This window comes from Robinsoniella sp. (genome assembly GCF_034124845.1).
Genome location: NZ_JAWYAJ010000027.1, coordinates 1 through 24762 on the forward strand (window position 1 = coordinate 1; position 24762 = coordinate 24762).

The 24762-nt window shown below is 37.1% G+C and carries 16 protein-coding genes and 1 pseudogene; 14 read left to right on the plus strand and 3 right to left on the minus strand.

Annotated features, from left to right (window positions below; genetic code table 11):
* Positions 1-310: 310 nt before the first annotated feature.
* The 3 genes and pseudogenes from ACH2DQ_RS01335 (at position 311) to ACH2DQ_RS01345 (ending at position 6181) form a co-directional block, all read left to right on the plus strand.
* Positions 311-3283, plus strand: a complete 2973-nt coding sequence (locus ACH2DQ_RS01335; RefSeq protein ID WP_394914941.1) for a DEAD/DEAH box helicase — start codon at positions 311-313, stop codon at positions 3281-3283.
* A 335-nt stretch (positions 3284-3618) separates the two neighbouring features.
* Positions 3619-4356: a hypothetical protein gene (locus tag ACH2DQ_RS01340; RefSeq protein ID WP_394914942.1), complete on the plus strand. Its 738-nt coding sequence runs from the start codon at positions 3619-3621 to the stop codon at positions 4354-4356.
* Positions 4357-4998: 642 nt separating this feature from the next.
* A pseudogene (locus tag ACH2DQ_RS01345) lies at positions 4999-6181 on the plus strand (IS256 family transposase).
* A gap of 227 nt (positions 6182-6408) precedes the next feature.
* Here the strand turns inward: ACH2DQ_RS01345 and ACH2DQ_RS01350 are convergent.
* Positions 6409-6597, minus strand: a complete 189-nt coding sequence (locus ACH2DQ_RS01350; RefSeq protein ID WP_394914943.1) for a hypothetical protein — start codon at positions 6595-6597, stop codon at positions 6409-6411.
* Positions 6598-7254: 657 nt separating this feature from the next.
* Here ACH2DQ_RS01350 and ACH2DQ_RS01355 point away from each other — a divergent pair.
* From ACH2DQ_RS01355 to ACH2DQ_RS01390, 8 genes are all read left to right on the plus strand, one after another.
* Positions 7255-7896: a hypothetical protein gene (locus ACH2DQ_RS01355; protein WP_395025208.1), complete on the plus strand. Its 642-nt coding sequence runs from the start codon at positions 7255-7257 to the stop codon at positions 7894-7896.
* A complete protein-coding gene (locus tag ACH2DQ_RS01360; protein WP_395025210.1) occupies positions 7896-8471 on the plus strand; it encodes a M43 family zinc metalloprotease in 576 nt (191 codons plus the stop codon). Before ACH2DQ_RS01355 ends, ACH2DQ_RS01360 begins: the two co-directional genes overlap by 1 nt.
* 64 nt (positions 8472-8535) lie before the next feature.
* Positions 8536-9312, plus strand: coding sequence for a hypothetical protein (locus ACH2DQ_RS01365; RefSeq protein WP_394913736.1), 777 nt, complete (start codon positions 8536-8538; stop codon positions 9310-9312).
* Positions 9313-9332: 20 nt separating this feature from the next.
* Positions 9333-9980 (plus strand): hypothetical protein, encoded by a 648-nt coding sequence (locus tag ACH2DQ_RS01370; protein WP_394913737.1) that lies wholly within the window; start codon positions 9333-9335, stop codon positions 9978-9980.
* 975 nt (positions 9981-10955) lie between these two features.
* Positions 10956-12494 (plus strand): asparagine synthase (glutamine-hydrolyzing), encoded by a 1539-nt coding sequence (asnB, locus tag ACH2DQ_RS01375; RefSeq protein ID WP_395025213.1) that lies wholly within the window; start codon positions 10956-10958, stop codon positions 12492-12494.
* Between the two features lie 498 nt (positions 12495-12992).
* Positions 12993-15419 (plus strand): zinc-ribbon domain-containing protein, encoded by a 2427-nt coding sequence (locus tag ACH2DQ_RS01380; protein WP_394913739.1) that lies wholly within the window; start codon positions 12993-12995, stop codon positions 15417-15419.
* Positions 15420-16196: 777 nt separating this feature from the next.
* On the plus strand, positions 16197-17408 hold the full coding sequence (locus ACH2DQ_RS01385; protein ID WP_394913740.1) for a hypothetical protein: 1212 nt from the start codon (positions 16197-16199) through the stop codon (positions 17406-17408).
* Positions 17362-17928, plus strand: a complete 567-nt coding sequence (locus tag ACH2DQ_RS01390; RefSeq protein ID WP_394913741.1) for a hypothetical protein — start codon at positions 17362-17364, stop codon at positions 17926-17928. Before ACH2DQ_RS01385 ends, ACH2DQ_RS01390 begins: the two co-directional genes overlap by 47 nt.
* A 558-nt stretch (positions 17929-18486) precedes the next feature.
* Here the strand turns inward: ACH2DQ_RS01390 and ACH2DQ_RS01395 are convergent.
* Both ACH2DQ_RS01395 and ACH2DQ_RS01400 read right to left on the minus strand, forming a co-directional pair.
* A complete protein-coding gene (locus tag ACH2DQ_RS01395; RefSeq protein ID WP_394913742.1) occupies positions 18487-19680 on the minus strand; it encodes a GGDEF domain-containing protein in 1194 nt (397 codons plus the stop codon).
* Between the two features lie 382 nt (positions 19681-20062).
* Positions 20063-20962: a MerR family transcriptional regulator gene (locus ACH2DQ_RS01400; RefSeq protein WP_394913743.1), complete on the minus strand. Its 900-nt coding sequence runs from the start codon at positions 20960-20962 to the stop codon at positions 20063-20065.
* Between the two features lie 485 nt (positions 20963-21447).
* On the opposite strand from ACH2DQ_RS01400, the gene ACH2DQ_RS01405 reads away from it, so the two are divergent.
* The 3 genes from ACH2DQ_RS01405 (at position 21448) to ACH2DQ_RS01415 (ending at position 24718) form a co-directional block, all read left to right on the plus strand.
* Complete coding sequence (locus ACH2DQ_RS01405) at positions 21448-22407, plus strand: GntR family transcriptional regulator (protein ID WP_394913744.1); 960 nt, start codon at positions 21448-21450, stop codon at positions 22405-22407.
* A gap of 268 nt (positions 22408-22675) precedes the next feature.
* The gene (locus ACH2DQ_RS01410) at positions 22676-23434 is read left to right on the plus strand and encodes a GntR family transcriptional regulator (RefSeq protein WP_394913745.1); all 759 of its coding nucleotides are present in this window, start codon (positions 22676-22678) and stop codon (positions 23432-23434) included.
* 21 nt (positions 23435-23455) lie between these two features.
* A complete protein-coding gene (locus ACH2DQ_RS01415) occupies positions 23456-24718 on the plus strand; it encodes a BMP family protein (protein WP_394913746.1) in 1263 nt (420 codons plus the stop codon).
* The last annotated feature ends 44 nt before the right edge of the window (positions 24719-24762 follow it).

The window sequence follows — 24762 nt, forward strand, 5'->3', positions numbered from 1 at the left end:
TGCTACCGTTGTTGAGATGGTTTATATGGAGATGGGGCTACAGTGTGGTGTAACACTTGCGATGCAAATTTTAAATAACAACAAGCTAAAATAAAAAAAGTAGATAAATTTTTGAAAAAAAGGAGGATCTGTTTGTCCTTTGCTCTTGTATATAGAGAATCCAGGAAAACAAGTATTTATGTTTTAGGTTATTGTACAAAGTAAATATGTATGTTGACATACAGAAAGAATTGTTTTAAAAGGAATATAGTGGTAAAATATTCATATGATTTTAATTTATCTAAAAAAATAGTAGACAAGGAGTATTTCTATGGCTATCCAAAAGAAAAAAATAGGAAAGAACTATAAATACTATGATGATACAAAAAAGAATATATTATCATCATGGGAAAAAGCATTTAATTTTATAAAAGAAGATAGCGAAAAGTCTATAAAAGGTCTTCGAGTACCACAGTATGGTGCGTTATCAGCTATTAAAGCTTTTTGGACGGTGGAAGAATCTCCTGCTACTATTGTTATGCCTACTGGTACGGGAAAAACTGAAACAATGATGTCGACAATTATATCTGAAAAGATTAAGAAGACATTAATTATCGTACCATCAAATCTATTGAGATTACAAACTGTTGAGAAAATTGTGTCTTTTGGTGTGCTTAAGCAAATAGGTGTGATTTCAGATAAAGCAATTATACCAACTACTGTTTTGCTTAAATCAAGCCCAAAGGATATTGATGAAATGAAAGAATTATTATCGAATGCCAATATTCTGGTTACAACAATGTCTTTAGTTGCAAGGATGTCTAAAGAACTTATTGGAAAAATTGCTTTATTTCCAGAACTACTGATTGTGGATGAAGCCCATCATATTGCAGCATCCACATGGACTGATTTCCGTACATACTTTACTGGCAAAAAGATACTTCAATTTACAGCAACCCCTTTTAGAAATGATGGTAAAAAAATTGATGGAAAAATAATATATAACTTTCCGCTAATAAAAGCACAAGAACAAGGTTATTTTCAAAAAATAGATTTTTATCCGATACAAGAGTTTAATGAAGATAAAGGGGATATATCTATTGCAGCCATAGCCATAAAACGATTAGAATCTGATATTGAGAATGGATTTTCGCATATTCTTCTTGTTAGGACAACAAAAATTACAAGAGCCGAAGAATTATATAATAATATATACAACAAGTTTTATCAAAAATATAACCCGGTACTTATTGTGAGTGGCATTGGAGCATCAGAAAAGAAAAAGCGAATGAGCGCATTAGAAAATTTAGATTCAAGAATTGTTGTATGCGTGGATATGTTTGGAGAAGGTATAGATTTACCTAATCTGAAAATTGCTGCCATTCATGATAAATATAAATCGCTTCCTATTACGTTGCAGTTTGTTGGGCGATTTGCTCGTGCAAAAGAAGGATTGGGAAATGCATCTGTTATCACAAATATTATTAATGAAGATATAAAAGAAGGTCTAAAGGACTTGTACTCACAAGATTCAGACTGGAATCATTTGTTAGCTGATATGTCTTCTAAAGCGGTCGGTCGAGAATTATCACTTCAAGAATTAGAACAAGGTTTTAAGGGCAATGGAATAAATGGCATCAGCATCAAGCAGATTATTCCTAAAGTAAGTATGCAAGCATTTAAGGTAGTAGGAAAGGGAACGATAAACTGGGGAAAATGGATAACAGTTTTTAATGAAGAAGTTTGTAAATATTATCTAAATGAAGAGAAAAATGTTTTAATTGTTATTGAACCATCCGAATCCCGCCTTGAGTGGTCGAACTACAGGGAAATTAATAATTTAAATTGGGAAATTCACATTATATACTATAATAAAGCAAAACGAATTGCTTTCGTCAATACTTCTGTAAAAACGATCGCGCTTAAATATGCTGAAGCGATTATGGGAGAATGTGAAAGAATAAATGGGGAACAGGTTTTTAGATGCTTGTCCGGAATTAATCGTCTAATGTTATCAACAGTTGGATTAAATTCAGCAGTGAATGGACCAGTTAGATATAAGATGTTTGCAGGGGTAGATATTGTACAAGGTTTAGGTGAAGCACAAAAGAGTAATAGTACTAAATCCAATATATTTGGTATTGGTTATGATGGAACAGGAAAAACAAGTATAGGGTGTTCCTATAAAGGGACTATTTGGGCACGTTGGGTTGAAAGTATAGATTTTTGGATGGATTGGTGTGATAGAACGATTGATAAAGTCTTAGATAATTCAATTGATGTAAGGGAAGTATTAAGTGGCGTTCTTATGCCAGAAGTTATCAAAGAGCGTCCTAATATAATACCTTATCGCATTGAATGGCCAATTGATTTGGAACTGTGTAATGATAAGTTGACTTATTTAGAGAATTCTTATTATCAGGAGGAATTATATAATGTTGAAATTGGATTATGTAATAATAACGATACGGGGAATATAAACTTTTATGTTAAAGGTGATGAACTATCAGAAGAGTTTGAATTGAGCATTAATGAGAATAATTTTAGTATTACTCATATTAAAGGAAGTGTTTTGACAATAAGGATAGGCAAAAAGTATATGGGATTAGCAGATTTCTTTAAAGAGTATCCCCCAACTATCAAATTTGTTGATCAATCAATATTAGAGGGCAACTATTATATTACGATGAAAGAAAAATCCCCTATTGAGTTTCCTAAAGAAAAAATAATAAGATGGGATTGGATAGCAAAAGGCGTTGATATACAAAAAGAATCTCAAGGCGCGCAGAAGAAGAAAAATACAATTCAGTATACAGTGCTAAGGGAATTAGAGAAAACAGGTTTATATGATATAATATTTGATGACGATAATTCTGGTGAAATTGCAGATATAATAACGATTAGAATAACAGATGAAGAGATTGATTTTGAATTTTATCATTGTAAATTTGCTCATGGGGATAAACCAGGAGCTAGATTATCAGACTTATATGAAGTATGTGGACAAGCAGAAAAATCAATAAACTGGAAACAAGATATGATAAAGATGATTGATAGAATGAAGAAGCGAGAAGGGGATAGGGAGAAGAAAGGCAAAAATTCTAGATTTGAGCTAGGTGATTTAACTATTTTGCAAGAAGTACACAACAGGCTTAAGCTTTATCCAGCAAAGCTTAAAATTTTTATTGTACAACCAGGGATTGATGCGGATATTATAACAGAAGGTATGCATCAATTACTTTCCGCAAGTGAGAGTTTCTTATTGGAAACATACGGTTTAGAGTTGAATTTGATTTGTAGTTAATAGGAAAAGAGTAGTAAAAAGTTTATTTGATTGATGGATGACATAGTATAATGGGGAGGGAATTGTTGCATACATCGAGTGGCAACATTTTGGCAACAAAAAATCAGTAAGTCAAAATAATATATGTAATAGAGTAAAAGACGGCCTTTAAATGTAATAAAACTAAACAAATACGTTTAATAACACCAAAGGACAGGCCGAATTTGAATAAAGAAAAATTTGGCACAGATTATTTTATATAGCAGCTAGTCCATAGGAGTGCCTCTTGTATATATATTCTTGCTATTGGTACAAAAAATGTTGCCAAATTCAATAATACTTAGGAGAAAGAAGTTATGGAGGTAAGACCGGCAAAGAGTGATGTTAATAAGGCAGAACAGAAGATACAGAAAAAATCAGAAAAAGATAGAAACGGAATAATAGGTAGTCTTGTATTTGGCATCCTTTTCGTATTTCTTGCTTATCAAATATATGATAAGATATTTGATTATCCAATTGGACAGATGCTAGTATATATAATAGGATTTTTGGCATTTATTTGCTTTATGGTATCTGTAAGCAGTTTCTTTGATTTAAAAGAGTCAAAGAAAATGGAAAAATTAGAAGAAGAAGCTCGTAGAGAGGAAAAAGAGTTTTCGGAAATAGATCCTGAGAAAAGAGCCTTGAGAGCGGAAAAAATGTTTAGAATGAATCAAAAGGAGTTAATGAGATATTATGATATGAATTTAGCTCAAACGAAATTTCTCTCTGGACTTGGTATTATGATGGTTGTATTTGGTATATTGATAGTAGGAGTAACTTTATATATGTATACGTCTTTAGAAACGGATAAGATTCTGTTAGTAGTAGGAAGTCTAAGTGGGATTGCTGTAGATTTTATTGGAGCGATTTTTATTAAGATGTATACTAAAATTATAGAGGCAGCTGTTAAGTTTCATGCAAAATTAGCAGATAGTAACAATCTTTTGCTTGCAAATTCAATTGCCAATAAAATAGAGGATGGCAAGATTAGAGAAAACACTTTATCAGATATATCCAAAAATATTATTGTATCCAAAAATACAATTGAGTAATGGCAACATATTGGCAACAGAAAATAAGTAAGACAGAATAAATGATGTAATTGAAGTAAAAAGTGGCGTATAATTACATAAAACTTAAATAGATATAGTTAATAACAGTAAAGAACACGCCAAACTCGAGTGATAAAATGGAATTAACAAACCAAGTGTTTATGCGGATTCCAAACTAATTTGTTTAGTGGGTAATGTAAATTAATTTGTGTGTTTGGTAAAAAATGGCTTCTTTTTGGTAAGAATTAAGATATGAAAATGGACCCAGAGATAGCGTAACTGGGATCAGGTACTGAACCAGCTGATTGTACTTTACGGTGAAAGGCTTACTCAGTATCTCTAAAAAAAGAGCCGGAGCGGCAGATTGATTTGGACTGACCGTTCCGACCTTATTTTTTCGGCATTAGTATTATTACCAGAAATGTCCAAACTTATTCCAGAGGTTGGGTGTGGGCGGCGCCCGCATTTTAAGTAATTCACACTAATGACTTAATTGTAAAGCCAAAAATAGAAAAAAAGTATAAACAGAACAAATCTGGTAATACTATAATTAGAAAAGAAGAGTCTGTGAAAGTTTTTCTGTAAATAAAGATTTCCAAGGTCTTCTATGATAAAATAAAAAATCATAGGAGGCCTTTAATTATGGCAAGAGAAAAGAAATCAGTACACAAGGTACAAATGACAGATGGAAAAAGGAACATTATCCAGCAGCTCCTACAAGAGTATGACATTCAGTCCGCAGAGGATATTCAGGATGCACTTAAGGATCTGTTGGGCGGCACCATCAAAGAAATGATGGAAACAGAGATGGATAAGCATCTTGGCTATGAAAAGTCAGAACGTTCTGACACGGATGATTACCGCAATGGTTATAAATCCAAGCGCATCAATAGCAGCTTTGGCAGTATGAACATTCAAGTTCCGCAGGACCGCAGATCCACATTTGAGTCGCAGGTGGTCAAAAAACGCCAGAAAGATATCTCCGATATCGACCAGAAGATCATTTCCATGTACGCCAAAGGCATGACTACAAGACAAATCTCTGATACGCTGGAGGATATTTATGGCTTTGAGGCATCGGAAGGTTTTATTTCGGATGTTACCGATAAGATCATGCCACAGATCGAGGACTGGCAAAACCGCCAACTTTCAGAGGTATATCCGGTACTCTACATCGATGCCATTCATTACTCCGATCGTGATAATGGAGTGATCCACAAACTTGCAGCCTATGTGATCCTTGGCATCAACCAGGATGGTAGAAAAGAAGTCCTGACCATTGAGGTTGGCGAAAACGAAAGTTCCAAATACTGGCTGTCTGTTTTAAATGGGTTGAAAAACCGGGGAGTAAAAGACATTTTAATTAGAATATCAGCGCTGTATCGTACATTAGGTGCGCAATACCATGAAATATGTATCAGACAAGGATAGAAAGCCCTTCTGTGCAGACCTAAAAACAATCTATCAGGCACCAACGGAAGAAAAAGCACTGGAAGCCCTGGAACGGGTCACTGAAAAATGGAGTGAGAAATAACCGTGTTCTATGAGGAGCTGGAAACAGAACTGGGACGCCATTTCCCCCATTTTCAAGTTCTCCACAGCAGTCAGGAAGGTCATTTATACCACTAACGCCATTGAGAGCCTGAACGCCACTTATCGCAAGCTAAACCGTCAGAGAAGTGTGTTCCCAAGCGATACAGCGCTGTTGAAAGCCTTGTACCTGTCTACATTTGAAGCCACAAAGAAATGGTCGATGCCGATCCGGAATTGGGGACAGGTTTATGGTGAACTAAGCATCATGTACGAAGGGCGGCTACCTGATTAAACCAATTTACATTATTTTTTACAGGCGGATCATTCGCCTGCTCTTTACATGCAATAGTAGTAACTGTTATATATAAAGTAAGGGTTGAAAGCCCGCCAAGGAACTTTCAACCCAGTTATTATCATAGAAGATCAGTATTTACAGACTTTTCTTCACACACTCGAAAAGAAATTCGACACCATTAAGAAACCGTTATCGACAAGAATCTTATACATATCCAATTCTTATCAGGAAAAATCATTTTCTATAGACACAGAAATTTTTACACCCTCCTTTCTACTCGCGAATCGGAGAGAAGCATGGTCTTCATCTGCTTCCATATACAAATAATCAGCTTCTTTTTTCTTCTTTGGTTTTTCTTCATTTCTTGGGAATTTCAATCCATGAATTTTATGTTTTACGGTCTGTTTCTTCACATTCCCTGTCAGATGCTTTCTTATCCTCCCCGTCTATAGGAAGTCTGTACAGCTTCCTTTAACATGCGTGCTAACGCGTCCTCCGTAAGTTGGTTACTTAAATCAGCTCAACAAGGAAATATATATGCAAAAAATGCTTTAGAGCCAACTGTTACAGGTAATGTCTTTGGTAGTAGCAAGGAGTTTTCAATGGCATTAGAAAAAAATTACATAAATTAAAAAGTGATATGGAACAGGAATGTGAAAAGTCAAAATATAAAGATTACGCTCGCGATTTTCGAGAATATTAATAGGGTGCTAGAAATAGCACCAATTCAAATTTAAAGGTAGAGACGTACTTGGTGGATTTATGAACAAGGTAAATATATAATATTACCATCTAGACGAGAATATAAACCAGTTAGTCAACAGGGGTAGAAATGTGATGCTAATATGATATACTAATTTAAAAGTGGTGTACAATATTAATTATAACTCATGAATTGATTGTTAAAATACAGGAAGAAGGGAGAGGAGAAATGAATGATTATTTAGCAAGGGCAGATTCATATTAGTAATTAATATGTTAAATAAAAATATTGAAGGGAAGGGGGTAAAGATGAACAATTTATATAGTATAGCAGAAGAAGATCCAGAATTAACGAAAAAGGACAAGAGATGAAAAAGGAAGAAAAGTATATGAAAGTAGTAAATAAGAAAAATATTTATTTGATTACAGTAGTATTTGTACTAACTTTAGGAACACTAATTTACCTGTTATACGGTACATTTTACAATCCAATGAAGGCACAGATAAGCGCATCTAGGGAATATGCGTCATTGGAAAAATGTGTGAGTGAAGCAGCAGCTGTAGTTGAAGTAAAAATGGAAGGCATTGATTCAACAATAGAAACCGATAATTTTCCACAAACTATTCATAATGCAACTATTATTAAAATTATTAGCGGAATTTTACCAGATAATATTAAGATATTACAAGATGGAACAACAGCAATTCCCATGTCAGATGAACCTATCTTTAAATCAGGAGAACACTATATATTTACATTGAAAAAGGCAACGGGAAATATTCCATATGATAATGTGTATTGGATTACTAAAGAATTTTATGTCAATGGTGATGCTGCCGTAGAAATGATCCCATCCTCAGATACATGTGTAAGGTCTGGGAATACAGGAATAGAAACACTTTCAATAGATGAATGCAATTCAAATATAAAACAAAAAGTAAATCAAGTACAACATGAAGTCGATATAATAAAAAAAGAAGATTTACTTCAGGAAATTGAGAAGGAGTAATGGTGAAAAATAATACTATAAGAATGAATATGTCTTTACTGTGTCTGCTATTTTGCGTTTTGTTCTCAACATTGACAGTTGTTGCGGCAGTCGTTGTTTATGGAAGTGAAGCAAAGGGGTATCTGGTATCGGCGAACCAGCTAAGGAAAAATACAGTTACATTTGATGATTCCAAATTAAATGCTACTTATAAAGGCTATACTAATTCAGCTGTTGCTAGGTGGAAAGCAACTAACGTAATCACTTTTAAAAGAGATAAATCGTCAAGAAACAAGGTATTAACCTACTCTGCACCGAATTCAGGGGCAACTGCGTATACAAAATCAATATTTTCTACAGTTGATGGACGAATCGTTGAATTTAGTGTTAATTATAATAAAGCATATATGAATAAGAAGTCTGCAAAACAAAATAGGGGAACAGCCACACATGAATTTGGCCATACAATGGGTTTGATGGATTTGTATAATACCAGTAATAGATCTAAGAATATCATGTATGGAGTTTCAGATAGAACAGTTTATGTGCCATCTGCTAACGACATAAAAGGTGCAAAATACGCAACAAGAAAATAATTAAAGGTTAATTTGTTAATTCACTTTTTAAGAATACAAAAATAATGAAAGAAATGTGAGAAGTATGAAAAAAATAAAAAAAATATTATTTAGCTGTCTTATTATGGCTATATTTTTAACAGGAAATATAAGGACAGTCCTTGCAAATGAAGATAGCCAAAATACAGAGACTGTTATTTCTGAAGAATGTATAACATCTATGGGTACCGCAAATACAACTCAACAATATTTTAAGTTTGCTGTTAAGGGTGGATCAAGAATTAAAATCCGTGTTTCAGATATAAAAAGTGGTGTAACATTAAAAATGTCTTTATGTAATTCTGCAAAAAAAGAATTAGGCGATTCTATAATTTTAAGTTCAAAAAAAATAATAGGTGAATACTTTATTCATGATGCAGGGACTTTTTATATTAAAGCGAATTGCAGTAGTGGAACAGTCAAAATAAGCAAACAAATAGAAAAGTTAAAATCTCAAGGTGGATCATCTCTTAAAAATGCTACTATTATTAAAAAAGATACTACTAAAAGTGACGTATTAGGTTTTGATTCTACACTTAAAAGTAAACAATGCTATAAAATATCAGTTCCTACACAAAAACTAATTAAAATAAACTTTAGAAAAGGCAACAGTTCAAGTTCCTATGATACAATGAGTATAAAGATATTCAAGTCTACAGATAAAAAAACACCAGTAGCATCGGGTTATATATTTGAAGGACAAACAAAGGGATACTTATATATAAGAAATAGCCCTGGTCATCAAACACTTCCTGGAACATATTATATTATAATTGAAAAAAAGTTTATTAATTCAGGGTTTTCTTATAATATTAACTGGTAAAGTAAAGGAATGGTGATATAATGAAAATTATTAAAAAAATAATTAGTTTAACTTGTTTTCTTTGCACAATACTACTGGTAACTACTATTGACGTAGATGCCAGAACTAATGTGCCGATACAAAATATGAAATACAATCCTACTGTTATTACTCCAATCACAACAAAAACCACAAAAATAAAGGTGTATGTGTATTCAAACACGAAACTGTACATAAAAAAAGGAAATAAGACTCTTGTTTCTAAGTCCTTCAAAAAGGAAGGAATAAAGACAATCAGCATAAAAAAGCAAAAGTTGAATTCTAATATTAAATTCTATTTAGTAAATATGGCCAATGGAAAAAAAGGAAAGATAGTAACTAAAAAGGTTGTTAACAAAGCAAACAATATTATTTTGAAAGCCCCGATGGTAACTTATGAATCCGGAGTTTTAACAGTTAGGGGTAAAATAGGTTGTGCCGTTTATATTAAAGTGGTTCATAATGAGGGTTCTGATTCATGGTATAAATTTGGCACAATCTTAAGTAAGAAAGGTATTGAAGCAACACCAAGTTTTAGTACTGATACGCATGGTTATTGTTTGGTTCGATTAAAAGATACGACTGGAAAGAAAAGTCCTTCAACTAAGGTGAAAATCCCTAAAAACGATATTGAAGCGGTTATAGATTAATTTAAATAGTTAATATTTTTTATTTCATCTTGTGGGGATTTCTAAATCAATGTGGTTACCTGAGTGTGAAGAAAAGTCTGTTAATGCTGGACTTCTATGTTAATGATTGGGCTGAAAGATCTTAGCTGAGCTTCCGGCCCTTGGTTTATATTTAACAGCACATGCCATTTGCAGGCAGAAAATCTGCCTGTAAAAAATATTTTAGATTGGTTTATTAGGGCAGACGATTGCATAATGTTTAACTCGCCATAGACCGCATTTGTCTTGCTATGCAGATAAAGTAGTAAAACACGAAACCAGAATTTTACAGTTGTTGTGGAATTCTGGTTTTTAGTATGTGCGCATGGCAGCGTACGTTTCTAGGCAGTAAAGTCTGTGAAATCTAAAGAGCCTTAAGTACCATAAACCATTGCATCCCTTAATCATAAGATGCAGTTGTGGACCAGCCGGATTCAGGAATGCAGAGCCAGTAGCCAAAGAGTAGCTGACTGGTGCTCTGAGGATGATATTTCTATCAAGTCTTACTATTACGGATGCATAAATCAAATCCGAAACATTTGAGCATTGCCAGCAGTACGGAAATCTATAATCATATCACAAAAGGGGGACAATTCTTTCTGTTTAAGTGGCACTCATTATAAAGTGCCACTTAACAGAAATGTTTGAAACACTTTACAACTCGTTAAGTTTGAATAATAAAAGTTTTCCCGGTAAACGCAAAGCTTGCAGTTCCCGGGATTTTATATTAACATCCATTACTTTCGTACAAGATGCAGTAAGTATTCCTATCACCCCCCTAAGAAACCACAACCTAATTATACCTCCACCCCTCATTCTACAAATTTCCCCATATTTCTCACGTTTTCTTGCTGAATCCCCAATACTATGCTAAAATAAACAAGTAAATTAAACGAATATCCTGGTTGAAATCCAACAAACCAGAAAAAAGATACTATATATGAGAGGGATACATACATGATAAAAATAAAAGAATACAGAGGCCATATTCGCAATTGGGAAGCACTTTGCAAGCAACTGGATATTGACCCTACTTTATCAAGAGAAAACCGTGAACATGCAATTTTAGTAAAAGCATATGAAACTTGGGGAAGTGATATGGCAAACCACATGCACGGCATGTTTGCATTTGCACTATGGGATGATGAGAAAGAGCAGCTTTTCTGCCTGAGAGACCAGTTTGGAACGAAACCGTTTTATTATTATGAGACGGAGGATGGAAAACTTCTCTATGGCACGTCTATTCGTAAAATTATGGAAATGCCGGGATTCGTGAAAGAACTGAATGAAGAGATGCTGCAGTTGTATCTGAGTCTTACCTATGTGGCGGGAGAAAATACGTTCTTTCGAGGTCTGAGGAAGCTGATGCCTGGTCGTTTTCTGGTATGGCAAAAGGGGAGGCTGACTATTGAACGTTACTGGGCACCTGAATTTCACCCGGACGAAAGTAAGTCTCTTGAGGAATGGGCAGATGAGATTCATACCACGCTTCAGACTATTATGCCGGAAGTAAAGTCTGCTGATGAGACAGCGGAATCATTTTTATCCGGAGGGGTTGATTCATCTTATGTATTGGCAATGTCTGATGTAGAGATGACGGATTCCTGTGGCTATGAAGAAGAGCGGTTTGATGAGTCAAAGCTGGCACAGCAGACAGCGGAAATTCTTGGGCGTAAGAGTTCCAGACGTGTGATTACTCCGGAAGAATATTTTGAAACGGTTCCCTATGTTATGTATAACATGGAACAGCCTCTTGGGGATGCTTCTGCCATTGTATTTGCCATCGGATGTAAAGCGGCGGCGGAGCACACGAAGATTTGTTATTCCGGTGAAGGTGCGGATGAGTTCTTTGGCGGATATAATATGTATCGTAATGCAGAGCGCTATGGGGATAATCTGAAGACGTTTTATGTGGGCAATACGAATATCATGAAGGAAGATGAGAAGCGGAGAATTCTCAAAAAATATGATCCTGATGTTCTGCCTATTGAACTTGCAGAGCGGATTTATGAAGAAACAGAAGGGTTGGATCCCCTTACGAAGATGTCTGCTGTAGACATACAGATTTGGCTGGAAGGGGACATTTATTATAATGTAGATAATATGAGTACAGCTGCTGGTTTGGAAATCAGGATGCCCCTCACAGATACGAGAATTTTTGACATTGCATCGCGGATGCCTTCTAAATTTAAAGTAAATGAGGACCAGAACAAAGTGGCGTTCCGTACAGCTGCGGCAAAAGTTCTGCCGGATGAAATTGCCTTTCGTAAAAAACTTGGTTTCATTGTGCCGATTCGGATTTGGATGGCGGATGAGAGGTATAATCAGGACGTTAGGGAGAAATTCCGCAGCGAGATGGCAGAGAAATTCTTTGACATTGCGGAAATTAATGGGATTTTTGAGGACTACATCGCAGGAAATTCCGATAATTGGAGAAAAATATGGACGATTTATACATTCTTAGTTTGGTATGAATTATATTTTGTGAAATGTTAGAAAATGTAATTAATTATGGTTGTAACAGGAAGCTGTACATAACATATTTTCTTACGTTACCCTGAAATAAGGGGGATTGGATGGAGCTGATACCCCATGCAGTCCCCCTTATTTCTATTGTAGTTAAGACTTGATAAGGAAAGAGAGTGTGAGAAAATTATTTTCATAGTATATATGTCTGTTTTTCATAGATTCTTTTATTTTGTTCGTACCTGCAGTCTGCTTGTAGCAATATACCAAAAGACATAAGAATTATTTTGCTTTTACAGGAATCCATATCTCACGCTCATAACCTAACTCTGACATTTCCCCTTTACTATACCATTCAATATTTGCGCCCATGGCAATTTCATACGCTGTTTATAGGGCAGCCATTATAATTAGGAGTTATTATTTGGTAAAAACAGCTGGATTTTATGACCCCTGTAGGGTTTAAAAAATATACTGAACATACATATAAAGAACATACATACAAAACCAAAAAGAAGAGTGATAAAAATGAAGCTATCCTTTAAAGACTACTGCATAAAATACAACAAAGAAGAAATGCTCAGGCAATGGGATTACGAGACAAATAAACAATTTCCCGGTGAGGTACCAAGCAGTTCTAAAATACCGGTGGCATGGAGGTGTGAAAATGGGCACAAATGGGCCGTGTCTCCGGCATGGAGGACCAGGTGTAAAAAAACAGACTGCCCGTATTGTTCCCATAGGCGGGCATCATCCGAATACAATTTGGCAATTAAGGATCCTAAAATGCTGGATTTCTGGGATTATGATAAAAATATGACTGTGCCGGAAGAAGTTCTTCCACGTTCTGCTGTCAAATATTGGTGGAGATGTGAAAAAGGGCATTCCTGGTCTTTGGCTCCAAATGAGCAGTATCGTCTGGCAGGGTGTCCTTATTGCAATGGAAGCAGAGTTAGTGAGACTTATAATTTAGAGACGCTTTTTCCGGAAATAATAAAAGAGTGGGATTTTGAAAAAAATAAAATGGATCTCAGAGAGGTTCACCCTTACAGTGGGAAAAAAGTATTTTGGAAATGCAGTTTTAATCAGTCTCATAAATGGAAGGCAGCTATTGTTAACAGGACTAAAAATGCTCAGGGATGCCCTGAATGTAAAAAGCAAAGGAAATCATCTTTTCCTGAGCAGGCTATTTTTTATTATATGAAGAAGTTTTTTCCGGATTGTCAGAACCGGGCAATGATCAGTGGGTTTGAAGTAGATATCTATATACCGGACTTCAAACTGGGAATTGAATATAATGGGGTATTTCATGAAATTTATAACCGGGAATCCTTTGATAAAAAGAAAGCGGAACATTTGCGCAGAGAGGGACTGGATATTCTGACAATCAGGGAGTGTAAAAACCAGACTGAGAATCAAAGAAACAGCAAATGGGTGAATCCGTGCAAATATCCAAGTCATGACCAGAATATCAATCAGGAAATTATCCAGGATTTTAGCCCAAAAGCGGAGGAGGCGCTAATACTGGAAACCGGAGTAATACAGTGTCAGGTGGATACTTCTTATAAATATATGGATGAGGTTATCTCTAAGATTTTCAAATACATAAATGCAAAATATCACTGCAATATTAATGGGGATATTGATGTGAACCGGGACAGGCATTACATTCGCACGCTTCTGGTAAATGGGAGAAAAGAGAATAGTCTGGCAACTAAATATCCCCAGCTCGCCAAGGAGTGGCATAATGAAGCAAATTGGCCGATTACGCCTGAGATGGTTAGTTTTGGTGAAGGGTCGCCATATGTTTGGAAATGTGAATTTGGGCATGTTTGGAAAGCGACACCCAATAAGAGAACGAATCGAAACCAAAATTGTCCGTACTGCTCCGGTCACAGAGTAAGTAACGAGAACAGACTCTCTAAAGTAAAGCCCGGGATTGCTAAGATGTGGGATAAGAACAACAATGGTAAACTTACACCAGATGACGTATCAGTAAATTCCCATAAGAATGTCAGTTGGAGATGTGAAAAGGGTCATGAATGGCAAAGAACAGTGAAAGAAATGGTGAGGAGCGGGAAATGTCCATATTGCACCGGCCGAAGATTTGCACGGGAAAACAGCCTGGCTAACAGGTATCCACATCTTCTGGAGGAATGGGACTGGAAGAAAAATGAGATCTCTCCGTGGGAAATTTCCTATGCAAATAAAGTAGAGGTATGGTGGATTTGTGAAAATGGTCATTCCTGGATGGCGCGGGCAGCGAATCGCAGTATGCTGGGCAGAGGCTGTCCGTATTGCAGTAAACGTCTTGCCACTGAAGATGAAAACTTTGCGATCAAATATCCGGAGCTGGCAAAGGAATGGAATCATAGCAGGAATGGAGCGTTAAAGCCCCAGGATGTACGTCCCAGATCCAATAAAAAAGTATGGTGGATCTGCCCGCAGGGACACGAATGGGAATGCGAAATAAATAATCGTGTAATGGGGTGTAAATGCCCAAAGTGCCGCAGCAGATACATCCGAAATGGTGAGAATCTGATGAAAATGTATCCAGACGTTGCGGCACGCTGGAATTACAAAAGGAATGGTGAACTGGACCCTACTATTGTTTCTGCTAGATCGGGAGAAAAAGTTTGGTGGCAATGTCCGGATCACCCTCATCATGAATGGCAGCGGAGAATTGCCCATGAAGTAGAGAGTAAAAAGGGATGTCCATATTGTGCGGGTTACCGTGTATGTAAGGAAAATTCACTGGCATCGTTATATCCGGAATTGGTAAAAGAATGGGATGAGCGGGAAAATGGAACTTTAAATGCTCATGATGTCATCTATAAGAGCCATAAAGTTGTTGGGTGGATTTGTGAAGAGGGACATCGCTGGAAAGCAAGTGTTGTAAGCCGGACAAGGGACAAAACACAATGTCCCCATTGCAGAAAAGAGGATAAGAAATAATCATAGTTGGAACGGCAGGCTTGTTGAATGGCTTGCGTTCCAGCTTTTTTTATCTTATAAATCACGAACAGAATTATTTATCTCACTTCGCTCTTCAGTTTGAAAAACAGCCTCTTTCCTGCAGTTAGAAAAATGTCCTGCGTCTGCGTCTTACTGCAAATACACGCTCTTGCAGACAGTATGAAATTTATTCAACATATTTAAAATTAACTGCAGTATTTAGAATCATACAAGAGTCAAAAGTAAAGAAATACCTACCGTATTTAGCGCGTATTTAGAAAAAGCTTGACAAGTGAGCGAATGCTCACTATACTATGGAGGTGAGCGGGTGTTCACCATAATGAATTTTAAAATTGACTGCTGACATTTGTATGTCACACCTTAAAAAAAATTAGTTCGATTAGGATGCAAACTAGGCAGACCAAATTAAACCAGGCAGACCAAGTAACCAAGCAAACCAGCCAGACAAATAGACCAGGCAGACCAAGCAAACTAGGCAGACCAAGTAAACTAGGCAGACCAAGTAACCAGGCAAACCAGCCAGACAAACAGACCAGGCAGACCAAGCAAACTAGGCAGACCAAGTAAACTAGGCAGACCAAGTAACCAGGCAAACCAGCCAGACAAACAGACCAAGCAGACCAAGCAAATCAGGCAATCAAAGCAAACCAAGCAGACCAAGCAAATCAGGCAGACCAAAGAATTCAATAAAACCAACCAAGCAAATTAAACATCTAATTAAAATATCTATAATACAGATAAAAAGGAGGCAGCATATTGAATCATATATTGATAAGCAACAGTCAAGTTAATAAAAATAAATATCTAAAAGCGAACAGAAATGCTTCACGAAAAAGCGAGCATAAAATTTTCTGCGTAGGTTTCAAAACAAACATATATAAATTAATGCGTTTAGAAACCCAAGACCTGGTAGATTTAACGCACAATTCTAATCATGAAATTATCCATCAGATACCGGAAAATAAAACCCTCATTTTAGAGCGGATTCGCAATAGTGAGATTCGGGGGTTAAGTGGCGGTGGATTTCCAGTATATGAGAAGATAGAGGCAGTACTGGAGGCGAATAGAGAAAAAACATATTTTATAATTAATGGAATTGAGTGCGATCCTGGGCTATTACATGATGAATGGATACGCAGAAACAAGCTGGATGAAGTTCTTTTTGGGATCAGGGCAATTTCCAAATGCGTAAACTTTGACCGGATCATTCTGGCTTCCAGGAAAATGATAGAAGAGATGTCAAAACCCATAGCAGAGAAGACAAAAAAGACAGCAGAAGATTTCTCACTAAAGTCGTCACAGGACCAGCCACAAATAGAAGATGTCCGGCTATGGAACCAATATCCCCTGGGTGAAGAACATATATTAATCAAAAAAACATTGGGAATAAACCTGAAGAAAAAGGAGATACCGGCCAAGAAAGGAATTTTAATTTTAAACATCCAGTCCGTTCTTGCAGCAGCCCAGGCGGTGGCGGACGGCAGCAGGATCACGGACAGATACCTGACAGCAGTGGATTTGAGAAGCGGTATGGCTAAAATAGTAAAGGCACCTCTTAATATGGAGGCGGATAAAGTACTGGAGCTGGCAATGGGAAAAGTGGATCATGAAGTATCATTTGCAGGTCAGGGGCTATTGTGCAGCCATCCAATGAGCCGAAACGAAAAAATTGACTTTTGTACTAATTTTCTTGCCTATGGTGAGAAAATTTGGTTTTCAGATGCCGAGGCTTGTAAGAAATGTGGAAGGTGCACGAGAAAATGTGTCCAAAAGGTACAGGTATCTAAGATTATCGGGGAATTTTCCAATGGAAATGTAACTTATAATCCTCAATTTGGTTCTGATAACTGCATAGGATGCAATGCCTGCACCTATTACTGCAAATCTGGGATTAATACGAAAGATATGGTGGAAAAATATAATGAAAAATATAAAAAATATAATAAAAGATATCAGGAAAAAAGATAGAAATCGCAAGAAAATTTTGCTGGCTATTTTACTCTTTACTTTTGCATTAAGTTTATATCTGGTGGAGTGGAGTCCCGTAGGAAGTGAAGCACTCAAGCAGTATAACGGCGGTTATGGTACATTTGATATGAAATCGTATGACGCGGAGATTGTTGCGGAAGTTTTGACCATGATGCAGCCGAAAGGTTTCCTCGTTTATACGGTATATTTTATATGTGATTACTTCTTTATTCTTTGTTTTGGCTTATTGCAGATTGTGCTGACTCACCGGGTATGGAAGAGGACAGTAAGTTTAAAAGTGGTGAAAGTGTTGATGCTGGTACCGATCTTGCGGGGAATTTGTGATATTGTTGAAAATACGCTGCTTCTTTATGTGATACATCACAGCATGGAGGATTGTGATATTTTGATAGCTGTGGCTTCGTATGCAACGAAGGCAAAGCTGCTGCTAATTGGATTATGGCTGGTTTTATTATTGGCAGGGGCAGGCATCAGGGTTTATAAAAATGTAAAAAAATAAAGATGCAAAGTTGGTTAGAGATGAAAAAGAAAATTCAGAACATAATCCGTACTGCACTGAAGGGTAACACTGCGTAAGAGACGAATAAAAGTAAATCTAGAACTCCGACGAAATGTATGAGGCGGCAATTATTGATGTAATAGATGAACAGAAGTAAATTTATAAACAGAATGTGTTAGCCCAATCTTGAGCAAATGTTAAAGGAAGAGGTGAACAGAATAAACTTAGAACCAGAATATCTTAACCCAATTTCATACTGCGGTTAAAGGAAGAGATGAACAGAAATAAATTTAAAACAACAAGTCGTACCAGAGATAGCAATAAGTTTAAATTACACACAAACTTAATTCTCTGCAAAAGAGCGTGTTGGAATATCCTGTACACGAACTGCACGCCCTAAATTGCAGCATATTTGTTCAAAATATGGTTACATAACCTGCTATGTCCCACTATGTGCCTTTCATTTCAATCGAAACTTCTGAAGAGTGTGACCTACTGCTGACAGAAAGCATATAAGTATACGCTCTGAAGATAGAGTATAAGTAATATTTTATTTTGTCACATTTTATCTGTAATGAAATTAGAACAGATAATACGGTTGCGTCCCGTCTTTTTAGCTTCATATAACGCGTCATCAGCATATTTGATAGCTTCTTCAATATGTTCCATGTGCTTCAGATTACCATACCAGAGTCCGGCGCTGACGGTGACAGATTTCTCCTTTACATCGTCTCTTTCGATGTGTTCCTTTTTTATGGATGAAAGAAGATTCTGCGCAAATTTTTCAGCATCAAATGTCTGCTCTGCTATTTTAATAATAAGGAATTCTTCGCCTCCATAACGTATAGGAGAAGCTTCATCCTTTAAACTGTTAGTTCGAATGATGCCGGCAATCCGCTGCAGACAAACATCTCCCTGAACATGTCCGTACAAATCATTGAATTGTTTGAAATAATCAATATCAAGCATCAGACACATACCATAGTAACCTTTTGTACGGGCACTGGCAAACAGAGGATATATATTATTTAACAAATAATGGCGGTTGTTAAGCCCGGTCAGCTGGTCGATATTTACCAGTTCCACTAGCAAATCGTTTTTCCGCTGGATCTCATCATACTGCCGGGAAATAATATCCCGGTCACAAAATTCGATTGCTGTGCTGCGATAATAGCGGTAAGAAATAAAAAAGGATAGCAGTGTTACCAAAATACCGTTTATAATATATCCAAACATGTTTCCGCTTGAAGTAGCAAATTTAATGGAAACAAAAACCAGTGTGAGCCAGGTACAGCCAAAGATTACTGTACTTTCCATGGGAGTCAGCAATAAAAAAGCAGCTGTTGTAGGGAGCAGGTAGCAGTAAACGGATAAACTTTTGCCGCCAATCAGTTCCATGCAGGTAATTCCCAGTACCCACAGACATAAAAAAGCGGTATAAATCCTGCGCAGCCAGAAAAACTGGTTGTATTTTTTCCGGTTCACAGTATAAGGATACAAAACAATTGCGAAACATGTAACAACAAACAGAAACACATACAGGCTGAAATATCCCATGGTACGTGTAAACTCCAATGACAGGTGTCTGCTGTTAATAAATATGATGATCATCACCAATTGTATGAGTGCTACAATAATGGCAATATTCTTTTCTGTTGCGTAGACCTTTAGTGGTATATATTCCTGGAATCGTTTTTTTTGTTCCGGGGTCAATTGAACCACGATATCCAATTTCTTAGTAGTCTTATCCACGTCTTATACTCCCAGCACCAAGTTACCACAGATTTTATTTATAAAATAAACGCAGAAGATATCCATATTATAATGTATTTCAATAGCAATTGGCAATATTAATTTTCCCAAAATTATGTAGTAAAAAACAGCACTCTTTTCCGGGGTGTGATAGCCTTTGATCAGTGATTATTTGAACCATGAATGCTGTTGTTCATTTTGTGAGAACATATGAAGTTTACCACACTTTGAGAAGGGAATCAAATAAAATAGAATCCAGAGAAATTCGCTAACCGAATCCATATAGCCTATTGGAAAAATGCAGGGGACAAAATAAATAAATTCCAATTCATTTTTTTGTATAAAATGCTGAAAGGAAGAAACGGGATTAAAATTTGCATAGCTACTCAGCTTTTTTCTTCATAACCAGGTTATATTTTGAATCATAATATAATCCCAGATCCTTACAGATGCGACTATTAAGATCCATAAGTGCATCATGATATTCTTTATATTTGGGAGATAATGCAATCATATTAGGGATGAAAATATCATTGTATCCCTGATCCTGCAGATTTTTCATATATCGCCGCTGTGAGATAAATGCCGGATGGTATTTATAGAAAAAACTATTCTTTAATTTTACGTTTTTCTTTGTCTGTTCACGCAGTTTTTCATATTCTTCATCAGTGGGATGCAAATATTGCTGTAATTGATTTTCCATTTTTGACACCATTTGCTTTACGGATGATCTTGGGGTAAAACGGTACATCAAGTAACTGACACATTTCATGAACAGCGGAATCTTAATATCTGCGGTATCCCAGAAATCAATGATATTTTTATATGCCTGCTGCTGTTCGGGGGTTGTGATTTGTATCTGCAGGTATGGTAAAAAATGATTCATAAAATAGTACCCATAGAATCCCGGAACCATATCCTGCAAAGCCTGTGCAATCGTCTTGTAGTCAATAATTTGATTAACGGCATCTGCATCGTGATTCTGGATAAAAGCATATAAGGCATCTAATTCCTGCTGTTCTGATTGCAGTGAATGGAATTTATCGTTGTATATCTGCTCCAGAAGCTGTTTGTCTTTTGAATGCAGAAGAGTTTTGATATCCTGAATGCTGATTCCCAACTTCCGGTAAATGCAAATCTCTTTTAACGTATCAATATTTTCTTCACTATAATTGCGGTATCCATTTTCATCCTTTGCTACCCGCAGCAGCCCCTGTTCTTCATAATATTTGACCGCACGTTTGCTGAGATCGACTTGCTGGATGACTTCATTAATTAGCATGGCAGTGCTCCTTTCTTCTTTATGGCCTGAGTATAGCCCTGTACGTAACGTGCAGGTCAAGGAAAAATTGCAAAAATTGCATAATATTTGATATGCAGGTTGCAGAATGCATGCAGTAAGGAGTTTATCGATACACCAAGGAGATACGGCATGATTAGATTTTACAATACACCTAACCGTATTTCAATAAATGTTTCTGGAAATGTTTATATCTTGATGAATGTCCATATTGTGGATAAGTTCATATTATGGGCATTTTATTGTGGAGAAATAAAAATGGACGTGGTAGAATTGAGTTAGAAGTATACAGCTTGGAAATACGAAGGAAAGTCTCTTGCGGATATAGAGGTGGAGGAGTCATTGGAGAGTGATAGTGAAAATTAAGATTGCCACTTCCCGATGCCTATGCTAGACTGTTCTCAGAATCTCAAAGTTAACACCCTACCGCAAGTACAGGGTATCAAACTTGCAATGCGGAGAGCGGCATGGTATTTGACCCTCGCGGCAGTCGCCGGCTGGATATGCCGGCATACCTGTCTGACTTGTTGCTCGCGGGAATAAATAGCGAAATTACGATATATCAGAATACAAATGGATACAGTTTCTGCATGAAGCAGAAGCTGAATAATATTATCAAAAATATCATCAAAAATATCACTAAAAATAGCGAAAAAGGGAGCCATGAGATGGAAGAAAAAGCGCCAAAATACTATCTGATTAAAAAGGATATAATCAAGAAAATCGAAGCAGAAGATTACATAGCCGGAGAGACGATTCCCAGCGAGCGGGAGCTGATGGATCTCTATAAGGTGAGCCGGATCACCATCCGCAAAGCAGTGGATGAACTGGTGATGGAGGGATATCTCTATAAGGTACAGGGAAAGGGAACTTATGTGAAAACAGATGAGAACAGCCATGATCTGTTTGCTATCACCAGCTGTACCGAAGATGTAATCAAGATGGGACTTACACCAACGAAAAAAGTAATTGTGTCTCAGGTAGTGCCGGCAGATGTCAGCCGTGCAAAAGCCCTTGGGCTGCTTCCGGGGGAAAATGTATTCCGCCTGGGCAGGATCCTTTATGCCGGAGATGAGCCCCTGAATTATACCGTAACCTCCCTGCCCTATCATTTGTTCCCCCATATTGAACAGCATGATTATGCAAAGGAATCCCTCTATCATACGCTGGAAACGGAATTTGGCGTGACACTGTGTAAGGCCAGGAGAACGATTGAAGCAGTATTGGCTACGGATGAGATCGCGGAATACCTGGATATTGAGGAGGGAATGCCCTTAATCAAATTTGGGTGCACAACCTATGGAAAATTGGCGGGAAATGAAGAGGAAGAGCTGCCTGTTGAGCGTTTTCACTGCTATTACCGCACAGATAAATACAAATTTTATATTGATCAGGTCGTTCCCGGATCGGATCTCAGGAGAAAATAGGTTACTGAATATTATCTATTAAAATCTAAGCATACCAGTTTTCAGAAGTCAAAAATACGATCTGAAAACTGGTATTTTTGTCTAAATCTTTTTGTCTAATTCATAGAAAATCAACATCAGAATTTATCACTAATTACTAAAAATGAGAAAAATAAAGTGAATATATTGACAAATAATTAAAAAAGAGTAAGATAAACACATAACTGGTTATGACGACATAACGACATAATAAGATGACGGGATAAAAATACCGGGAAGGAGAGGGGAGATGGAAGAAGAGCACATACCAAAGTATTATTCCCTGAAGAGGGATATCATCCGCAAAATAGAGATGGAGGAATTCACAGGCGACATGCCCATCTTAAGTGAGCGGGAGATGATGGAACTTTATCAGGTAAGCAGGATCACAGTACGCAAGGCAATTGATGAACTGGTGAAGGAGGGCTACCTCTATAAAGTCCAGGGTAAAGGAACTTATGTAAAAACAGATGATAACAGCCAGGATTTATTTGCCATTACAAGCTGTACGGAAGATGTGCAGCGGCTGGGGCTTACCCCTACTAAGAAAATGATTGCTGCAGAATATATCCGGGCAGACAGTAAAAGGGCGAAGAAATTACATATTACCATTGATGACAGGGTATTCTGTATGGGACGTGTCCTGTATGCACAGGGAGAGCCTTTAAATTATACCATCACCTATCTGCCTGAAAAGCATTTCAGTGGCATTGACCAGCATGATTTTATTCATGAGTCGCTATACAATGTGATTCCCAAAGAGTATGGAATACGGATTACAAAAGCAAGAAGAACCATAGAAGCGGTTCTGGCAAGGGATGATATTGCGGACTATCTGGAAATTGAAGAGGGGATGCCCATTATTTTATTTGGGTGCACCACCTATGGCATTGTAAATGGAGTAGAAATCCCCATTGAATATTTTAAATGTTACTATAGAACGGATAAGTTTAAATTTTCTATCAATCAGGTAACCGAGAAGAAAACGGCATCGGTGCAGGAAAATTAATAAAAGCAGGAGGAAGCAAGAATGAAAAAAAGTTTTAAGAAGTTATTGGGAGCAGCACTGGCAATTGTTTTAACGGCAGGAACTCTTGCCGGATGCGGAGAAAATGCCGCAATCAAAAATACAGATAAGAGTACGGCAAAAGAATCCACGGCAGCAAAAGGGGAAGAGACGGGAAATGATACAGAGGGAAATAAAAATTCCAGTGCAAACAGTGATTTGAAAATTGCAATTGTGTGCTCGAATTCCGGACAGAATGACAATGGATATAATCAGTCTGCTTGTACGGAAGGCAAGGCAATTGCACAGGAGCTGGGAGCGGAGTGTAAGATTGTGGAACCGGTAAACGGTGTGCCATCTGCATTAGAAGCACTTGCAGAAGACGGGTACAATCTGATCTTCAGCCTGGAATATGATTTTGATGCATTAGTGAAAGGCGTAGGCGGGGCAAAGCCAATCGCAGAACAGTATCCGGATACCTGGTTTGTGGTATTTAACGATAATCCAAACCGGAAAGAAGATGGAAGCACACTGCATAACAACGTTATTTCTGTGCTGTTTGATGTTCATGAAGCTTCTTATCTGGCTGGTTATCTGTCTGTTTATATGAATGAAAATGCAGACAAGCTGTTCCCGGAAGGATATTCCATGACTCCGGTTGATAAATCCAGAGGTATCGGCTTTATCGGCGGAACAAACTCAAACGGTATTCTGGTATATTCCTATGGATTCATTCAGGGTATTAACAAAGCTGCAGAAGAACTGAGTGTAGATTATGATTACTATGCCAAATATGATGCAGGATTTACCGATCCGGCACTGGGAAGTACGGTTGCAGGAACTTTCTATGAAAGCGGGGCTAATGTAGTATTTGCAGACGCAGGTGTGGTAGGAGACGGCATCACTTCTAAGGCAAAGGAAATGGGAAAAATTGCAATTCAGACGGATGCGAATCTGGATGACCAGCAGCCGGGGCATGTGCTCACCAGTGTATTAAAGATCACTGGAGTTCCGGTAAAAATTATTACACAGGCTTATGCAGACGGGAAAATTGCAGACATGGATAAAGAGCAGAGCTATAACCTGGCTTCCGGAGCAACGGGAATCACTGATTTGGCTGAGATGAGCAAGCATGTGGCAGATACCGCTGTCTGGGATGATATAAAAACAAAAACCAATGAAATCAGCCAGCAGATCCAGGATGGCAAGATTGATGTGGTGAACAAGCAGATTGGTGAAGAATTTGATCCGGCAACCTGCCCTCATGTAAATATTAAGACAGAGTAAATCAGAAAGCAGCCAACAAAGGAGCAGAGTAGATGAGTATCATA

What these genes read in the sequence shown, in the direction of transcription:
- asnB (WP_395025213.1), top strand. Translation starts at nt 10,956, where the DNA reads ATGATAAAAATAAAAGAATACAGAGGCCATATTCGCAATTGGGAAGCA.
- ACH2DQ_RS01410 (WP_394913745.1), top strand. Translation starts at nt 22,676, where the DNA reads ATGGAAGAAGAGCACATACCAAAGTATTATTCCCTGAAGAGGGATATC.
- ACH2DQ_RS01340 (WP_394914942.1), top strand. Translation starts at nt 3,619, where the DNA reads ATGGAGGTAAGACCGGCAAAGAGTGATGTTAATAAGGCAGAACAGAAG.
- ACH2DQ_RS01390 (WP_394913741.1), top strand. Translation starts at nt 17,362, where the DNA reads ATGAAAAATATAAAAAATATAATAAAAGATATCAGGAAAAAAGATAGA.
- ACH2DQ_RS01365 (WP_394913736.1), top strand. Translation starts at nt 8,536, where the DNA reads ATGAAAAAAATAAAAAAAATATTATTTAGCTGTCTTATTATGGCTATA.
- ACH2DQ_RS01335 (WP_394914941.1), top strand. Translation starts at nt 311, where the DNA reads ATGGCTATCCAAAAGAAAAAAATAGGAAAGAACTATAAATACTATGAT.
- ACH2DQ_RS01415 (WP_394913746.1), top strand. Translation starts at nt 23,456, where the DNA reads ATGAAAAAAAGTTTTAAGAAGTTATTGGGAGCAGCACTGGCAATTGTT.
- ACH2DQ_RS01400 (WP_394913743.1), bottom strand. Translation starts at nt 20,962, where the DNA reads ATGCTAATTAATGAAGTCATCCAGCAAGTCGATCTCAGCAAACGTGCG.
- ACH2DQ_RS01405 (WP_394913744.1), top strand. Translation starts at nt 21,448, where the DNA reads ATGGTATTTGACCCTCGCGGCAGTCGCCGGCTGGATATGCCGGCATAC.
- ACH2DQ_RS01380 (WP_394913739.1), top strand. Translation starts at nt 12,993, where the DNA reads ATGAAGCTATCCTTTAAAGACTACTGCATAAAATACAACAAAGAAGAA.
- ACH2DQ_RS01360 (WP_395025210.1), top strand. Translation starts at nt 7,896, where the DNA reads ATGGTGAAAAATAATACTATAAGAATGAATATGTCTTTACTGTGTCTG.
- ACH2DQ_RS01355 (WP_395025208.1), top strand. Translation starts at nt 7,255, where the DNA reads ATGAAAAAGGAAGAAAAGTATATGAAAGTAGTAAATAAGAAAAATATT.
- ACH2DQ_RS01370 (WP_394913737.1), top strand. Translation starts at nt 9,333, where the DNA reads ATGAAAATTATTAAAAAAATAATTAGTTTAACTTGTTTTCTTTGCACA.